Raw genomic sequence first — 6,366 nt, 5'->3', positions numbered from 1 at the left:
TAGGAATGCAGGCGCTGCCAAATCAAATTCCCGTTGAGATTGAGATGATTCTGGAAATCAGCTGAAAGACCGAGATCTCGAGGAAGATGGGATTCATGGTTGAGAAGGCATTGAAGATCTTACCGAAGTAACAATCGCTTGTTTTGTTACTTCGGTGAGATAATCGTTCGTTTTTAGGGGATCAATTGCGCCCATGTTTCCAGGGTGTGTGAACAAAGTCACCCAATTTATAATCAGCATTGTAATCAATGTGAAGAGTTAAATATTCACATTGATAAAAGCTCCAATTGGAGTGCACAGACCAATACCTATATCCTCATCCATCTGCCTGACCATTTCAGCATCAGCTAGTTCGACGATGAAGGCATTAAGCGTTCCCAGAACTGGATTACCGCCTTCCGCAAGGTGTCCGCCCAATATTTTACCCTCGTTATCCGAGAAAATGCCATGCAGGTGAATCATAGTCTCGCCTGTTTCCGACTGGAAGACAACGCCCTTGAGATTAAGCAGTTCTAAAGGACCAGGTAGGACCTGGGGCTCGGCCAAGCGCACGCCGTGCTTAGCCTTAGAATCGGGTACCAACAACTGGTAGTTTAACTGGCGTACGTTGCCGATGCCATCGATAGCCCCGTATTTAATCCCGTTTTCTTCGCAAACTGACCTCAAGCCACGGGTAATATCAGTATGGGTTTTTAACCTTACCGGGACAAATCTGCCGCATTTGCCCAAAGCATAAAAGGCGCCAAGTTGTGTCATGCTTTTTTATCCTCCCCTTCTTCTGTCGGGATTGAGTTTACAGGTGTTCTAGGAGGTTGTCAATCCGTCACGCGGTACCGTCCTACTAATAAATGCATGAAATAGTGGGGAAATAAAACATTAAAGCTGTACAATCGATTAACTTCTAAATGAATCGCGGAAATACCACAGGCATTTTGCCAACATTTTGCCAACAAACTGCCCAATATTACAGATTAAACAATAGCAAATAAGGCACAATTCCTGCGTATTTTGTTGAATATCCGAGACTAAATGGTTGATATCGGTGTCCTGTGGTAAAAGCAGGTCGTCACTCTTAATCAGCAGGTTACAGGTTCGATTCCTGTGCGGCTCACGTTCGATTTTTCCCTTTTTGCCAACATTTGCCAACATTTTTGCCGGCATTTTGACAACATCTTCCGAGCCGATTATCTCCGGCTGGATCAGTCGGTCCAGCCGCTCCGCGGCGTCCTCCTGCATCCCGGGCATGACGTGCCCGTAGCAGTCCACCCGAGTAGGACTCGAACCTACAAACTAGCGGTTGCGCGACCTACTTGGTGTTCACTTGAGACTTCAACGCGACATATAAAACCGGCGGTTTCTTAGTCCTGTCTAGCTTTAGCGCAAACGTCTCCGGATAATCCTTGATAAGCGATTGTAGCTTGGGGTGATTGTATGTCCGGGAATCAAACGCCGAATTCAACTGCCGAAGGGCGCTACCCATTGATGCCAAGTGAACCCATTCCTCTTCCTTCGCAGCCATCTCAAATCCTTGAATTAGAAGAGGTAGAGGGTCAGGCGTATCAACCTTCTCTTCTATTTTCGGCTTTTCCCCTGGTTTCTTTCTCGGCTCCTTGGTTACGGCCAGATTCTCGCTATATATAAATTGGTTGCAGGCGTTCCTAAAGGCTTCCGGAGTCTTCTTTTCTCCTACTCCAATGACGATAAGCCCTTCCTCCCTGATTCTTGTCGCCAACCGTGTGTAATCGCTGTCACTGGAGACTATGCAAAAGCCGTCAACATCGTTACTGTGGAGAATATCCATCGCATCAATTATCATCGCGCTATCCGTTGCGTTCTTGCCCACTGTATTCCTGAACTGCTGCATGGGCTGAATAGCGTGTTTGTGAAGTGAATCCTTCCAGCTGTTCATCTGTGTTGTGGTCCAGTCTCCATATATCCGCTTAATCGTTATCAGGCCGGCTTTACTGACTTCAGCCAGGATTTGGGGAAGAAGAGACGCCTGAGCATTGTCGCCATCAATCAGGACTGCGAACTTCTCTTTCTCAGATCGCTCACTCACATTACACCTCTCCGCTTATCATCTGATGCCTAACAATTAATTATACAGCATAAGTTTCTGTATAACACTTCAAGTTAGACAATAACTTTAGTATGTGCCGCTTACAAACCCGCAACTACTTTGAGTTTGGTTCTGGATTAAAGAAATCAGAGGTTTAGTGGTCTGGCTCCCCGAGCTGGACTCGAACCAACAACCTAGCGGTGAACAGCCACTATAAAAAGGTCCGCTATATTTCACGCTTGTAGGTTAGGCGTGAAGCAATGAAGTAATAAAGGAAGAATTTATTGCCGCTCTTCGCCAGGGGTAAGCCTGACTCCACTGGAAAGACCTACTGGCGCGGGCAACAGAGGACTTAGGACCGGCTGCGGTGGATTACTAAAGCCATTCCCTGATGAGTTAGACCATAGCCATTTTAATCTTCACCAACGGTTAATATCTTGAAAGGCCTGTTCTGGGTTCGTTCTTCCTCTCCTCACTAAATCCTCAACTCCTCCAGCTAAAATCTCGTATTCATTATTTGCCATTGCTGCTAAAGTTGCTTTGGCAACTTCAGATGGTGGTATACCTCGATATCCCTGCTCCCCTTCTTCAGTAGTCCCTTTGCCTAATTCAGTATCCACCGCGGGTGGTACTATTTCAAATACTTTTATGGAAGTATCTCTTAATTGATGTCTGAGAGACACAGTGAATGAATGAACTGCGGCTTTAGTAGCGCAGTAAACGGGCATAGCTGCTATGGGCACAAAACCTAATCCGGAGGAAACATTAATAATAGCCGCCTCCTCTTTCTTGAGAAGAAATGAGATAAAATATGCCGACAAATGAATAGGGGCGACTAAATTAGTTTCAATCTCATTTTCACCACTGAAAAGGTCCTGAGCACCTTTCATAAGATTCACCGCTCTTTGAATTCCGGCATTATTGATCAATATATTAAAGTCTTTGAAAGTATTTTCAACCCAATTGAATAAGGCTTCGCGTTCTTCCGCACTGGATATATCACATACTTTGGTCTGTATTTGTGGCAGCTTATCCTTGGCTTCTTTCAGTCTACTTTCTCTTCGCCCACAAATAATTACTTGGTTACCAGCCGCTACCAAGGTTTCCGCGAGTGAGAAGCCAATACCTGTTGCTCCGCCAGTAATCAAGATTGTGTTGCCTTTAATTTTCATTATTTTCCTCCTCCGGTAGAAGAAAATAGTAATACTAACTGGGCTAAATCATAAGAATATCTAGTTTGAATGTCAATGGTAAAAAAGAAGATTATTACCTTAGCTCATCTAGCAACTGCTGTGCCTTGGCAACGAGTCTAGGGTCATTTGATAACTCAATGCACTTCTCAAAGTCACTTACCGCCTTGGCCACTTCACCTTTCAAATAGTAGGCATATCCTCGATCGTTGTAAACCTTGGCAAGTTCCGGGTCTAGCTCAATGGCCTTATCGAAATCAGCGATGGCTTGGTCAAGCTCACCTTTCTGGACGTAGGCAATGCCCCGGTTACTGTAGGCCTCGGAGAAGTCGGGGGCGAGTTCAATGGCCTCGGTGCACTCTTTTATCGCCTCATCATAGTTACCCTGATTGAACAGCTTGTAGCCCTGGTCAGCATGCCACTCAGCGCTACCTTTAGCTGGACCTCCGCAGCCCGCAAGGATACCAACGACTAGCAAGAGTAATGCAACTAGAGGAATAATGTGACCTCGATACATGACTCACCCCATCTAATGTCTTTGGCTTGAATGTGGATATCGCAGGTCAACAATATGACTTTGAGTGGCCGTTGTCAACAGTCATAGAGAGGCGTAATTACAGATTAATAAGGAATATTTATAGCGAACGGCCTACCCAAGAGTATTCTCAAGCTGTCCTCAAATATCTGAAATCGCCTTGGCAAGATTGCCCTGAACAACAGGGCGTAGAAAAGCTGGTGGGGAGCTGACATACCATATTCATTTCGGAAAAGGAGTGCATCGAGTTGGGCATATAAATATAAACAAGGAGCACTGGTGACCGCTAAATATGATGCGGTTGCTGGTGCCCTTTTTGGTTTGCAGTTATTGTATGTGATTAAACAAATAAAAGGGTGAGTAGCTCCTTGAAAAAATTATTACAAATTCTGGTCATTGCCATTATTCCATTAGCGGCTTTAGGGTTTTCTGGAGTCGCAATATATCTTGATAATATCCATTTCAAAGAGTCATTACAACAAACTCAACGCGCTATGGAGACCGAGCAAAAGCATTATTTAGAACTCGTCATGCCACACGCTCAGCATGAAGAGATTTACGATAAGTTGGGTAGACTTGATGCAGCGATAGAAAGGGCAAAAGACAGTATTAGCTACCGGGCAGAACAAGGAAAAGATGCTACCGCTCTGCAAGATGCGCTATTTGAAGCTCATAACTTAAGCAGTGAAGCTGATAAAGCTTGGCGCGGCAATGACTATGACAAGGCTGATGCATTAATTGATGAAGCTTATGTTTGTCTTTATGAAATACCCTTGGCACCAGTAATACCGCTACCGTCACCACCGCCTGAGATTATTATCCCGGCGGCACCCGCACCCGTTCCAACGCCGCTTGTGCCAATTGAATGGCTCTTACTTGGCGGGGTAGCTGTTGCCGCAATAATTATCGGCATAATCGTCTGGTTCATTGCCTTTCACGAACGACGTGATCATTTATAATTACAATATATAAGAGAAAAAGTGCTAGTGCCGTAGTAGCGGCACATGTAGTGATTCATTTCGTATTACACCATCATACAATCTGGCTTTTTGTGACGCCCACAAGCACACCTGAAGGCGCAAAAAGTGAGGAGGTTTAGATCAGCGCATAAGCCAGAACCAGATGTCCGCAGGTGATATTGTGTTACCTGAGATAATGTCTCTTCTTAATGCTAATAGACCAAAAGACCCAAAGTACCGCCAGATAGCCACTAACCACAGCTATAAGGAGAAGGGTGGCAATTACTATGCTAAGGGGTGCGTCTGCCTCTGGTGAAGGAACAAAGCGAATGTAGTGGATAATAGAACCAACAGCACCAGCGGTAAATATCGCTATTACCCATATTCCAATCGGCAGGCTCTTTATTTTTTTCATACTGGGCGCAATAAGGAGATAAATGACAAGTGCATTAGTGCCGGCAATTACCACAATGACGGGAGTTGCTACGGCCAGCGTACCTACCAACGGGTTGACATATATCTCCCAGGCTAGGCGGACTATCACGGCACTTAGAGCGAGGGTACAGCTTACCATTAACCATACTCTGAGCAATAAATGACTCATATGTTATTCCTATGACACCGTCTTGATTTGCCTGTTTTTAACTCAGCGTCTACAGCGCTTAAACCTCCTCAGGATATGGGTGTGCTAACATGATAGCACTTGGCATTGGTAAGTGCACATTCTGACGAAATGTTGATAAAGACCACTCGGACTGCCGCGTTGGAGTTCGCCCAGCCTCATCCCGGTGTAGAGGGCGGTGTAAAACAGCAAGTAGTAAAAAGTACCCTTGGCCGCGGCCAGGAAGCGGGGGACGTCCTCCCGCGCCATGGTGGCCACGACGAGGCGGCGGGCGCGGGGTGGATCCACGGCATCGGCAACGTTGCGGGCCACGTAGCCCATCTTGACCGCCTGCTTCAGTGCCCCGTGCAGGATGTTGTAGTGGTAAAGCCCCGTTTCGCGCTTGGTGGCTCCGCCGAATAGGGAACGTGCGCACGCCTCTCGCGCGAGGCCTACGGCACTCTTTTGAGCCTGGACGAGGCGGATTCCCGTTCTGGCGCTCCGTGCCGCGTCCCGGCAGGGGTAAGCTTCCTGTGAAGAAGGCCAAGGCAGGGTCTGCGGCGGGAATTTCATTCCCCTCTCGTGGTATGATACATATACAGCAAAAACTGGCCAGAGCACGGTCTCTTATCACAGAAAGGAAATCTCTATCAGAAGCAGATTCAGTTTACGTTCCCGCTTGCGCGGATGGATGCCCCTATTTGTACTGGCACACTTTTCCCACCACCTGGTGACTGCGCTGCCGGTGCCACTCCTGCCCTATCTTCGTGACGCATTCGCCTTGGATTACACCCGCGCCGGATTCATCATTTCGGCTTTCGGTGTGGTTTACGGTGTCTGCCAGCTACCGGCGGGATGGCTCGCCGACCGCTTCGGGTCTCGTATCCTGCTCACCATCGGTGTCGTCGGCGTGGGCGCAACCGGCTTATTAATTGGTATGTCGCCAAACTATACAGTCTTACTCGCTGGCCTGGTGCTGATGGCCATACTGGGAGGTAGTTACCATCCCGCCTCCAAAACTG

At 47.1% G+C, this 6,366-nt stretch carries 9 protein-coding genes; 2 read left to right on the top strand and 7 right to left on the bottom strand.

What is annotated here, in order from left to right; all coding sequences use genetic code 11:
* Positions 1-258 precede the first annotated feature (258 nt).
* From KKD83_06955 to KKD83_06935, 5 genes are all read right to left on the bottom strand, one after another.
* On the bottom strand, positions 259-756 hold the full coding sequence (locus KKD83_06955; GenBank protein ID MBU2535885.1) for a DNA-binding protein: 498 nt from the start codon (positions 754-756) through the stop codon (positions 259-261).
* Between the two features lie 138 nt (positions 757-894).
* Entirely contained in the window at positions 895-1,245 is a 351-nt protein-coding gene (locus KKD83_06950) for a hypothetical protein (protein ID MBU2535884.1), read from the bottom strand.
* Positions 1,246-1,306: 61 nt separating this feature from the next.
* Positions 1,307-2,059, bottom strand: coding sequence for an NYN domain-containing protein (locus tag KKD83_06945; protein MBU2535883.1), 753 nt, complete (start codon positions 2,057-2,059; stop codon positions 1,307-1,309).
* A 419-nt stretch (positions 2,060-2,478) separates the two neighbouring features.
* On the bottom strand, positions 2,479-3,231 hold the full coding sequence (locus KKD83_06940; GenBank protein MBU2535882.1) for an SDR family NAD(P)-dependent oxidoreductase: 753 nt from the start codon (positions 3,229-3,231) through the stop codon (positions 2,479-2,481).
* A gap of 94 nt (positions 3,232-3,325) precedes the next feature.
* Positions 3,326-3,766 (bottom strand): tetratricopeptide repeat protein, encoded by a 441-nt coding sequence (locus tag KKD83_06935; protein ID MBU2535881.1) that lies wholly within the window; start codon positions 3,764-3,766, stop codon positions 3,326-3,328.
* A 386-nt stretch (positions 3,767-4,152) separates the two neighbouring features.
* On the opposite strand from KKD83_06935, the gene KKD83_06930 reads away from it, so the two are divergent.
* A complete protein-coding gene (locus tag KKD83_06930) occupies positions 4,153-4,743 on the top strand; it encodes a hypothetical protein (protein ID MBU2535880.1) in 591 nt (196 codons plus the stop codon).
* Between the two features lie 184 nt (positions 4,744-4,927).
* Here the strand turns inward: KKD83_06930 and KKD83_06925 are convergent, their stop codons facing one another.
* Both KKD83_06925 and KKD83_06920 read right to left on the bottom strand, forming a co-directional pair.
* Complete coding sequence (locus KKD83_06925; protein MBU2535879.1) at positions 4,928-5,335, bottom strand: hypothetical protein; 408 nt, start codon at positions 5,333-5,335, stop codon at positions 4,928-4,930.
* A gap of 96 nt (positions 5,336-5,431) precedes the next feature.
* On the bottom strand, positions 5,432-5,965 hold the full coding sequence (locus KKD83_06920; GenBank protein ID MBU2535878.1) for a hypothetical protein: 534 nt from the start codon (positions 5,963-5,965) through the stop codon (positions 5,432-5,434).
* Positions 5,966-6,035: 70 nt separating this feature from the next.
* Here KKD83_06920 and KKD83_06915 point away from each other — a divergent pair.
* Positions 6,036-6,366 (top strand): MFS transporter (locus KKD83_06915; protein MBU2535877.1); only part of this gene is annotated, 331 nt, incomplete at its 3' end.

Source organism: Chloroflexota bacterium, from assembly GCA_018829775.1.
Classification (GTDB): Bacteria; Chloroflexota; Dehalococcoidia; order Dehalococcoidales; family RBG-16-60-22; genus E44-bin89.
Note: the sequence above shows the minus strand (reverse complement) of the source record. Positions and strands in the feature narration are given on the sequence as shown.

Excerpts from the sequence above, each read along its gene's own strand:
- KKD83_06955 (MBU2535885.1), bottom strand. The coding sequence starts at position 756 with ATGACACAACTTGGCGCCTTTTATGCTTTGGGCAAATGCGGCAGATTT.
- KKD83_06950 (MBU2535884.1), bottom strand. The coding sequence starts at position 1,245 with ATGCCCGGGATGCAGGAGGACGCCGCGGAGCGGCTGGACCGACTGATC.
- KKD83_06940 (MBU2535882.1), bottom strand. The coding sequence starts at position 3,231 with ATGAAAATTAAAGGCAACACAATCTTGATTACTGGCGGAGCAACAGGT.
- KKD83_06935 (MBU2535881.1), bottom strand. The coding sequence starts at position 3,766 with ATGTATCGAGGTCACATTATTCCTCTAGTTGCATTACTCTTGCTAGTC.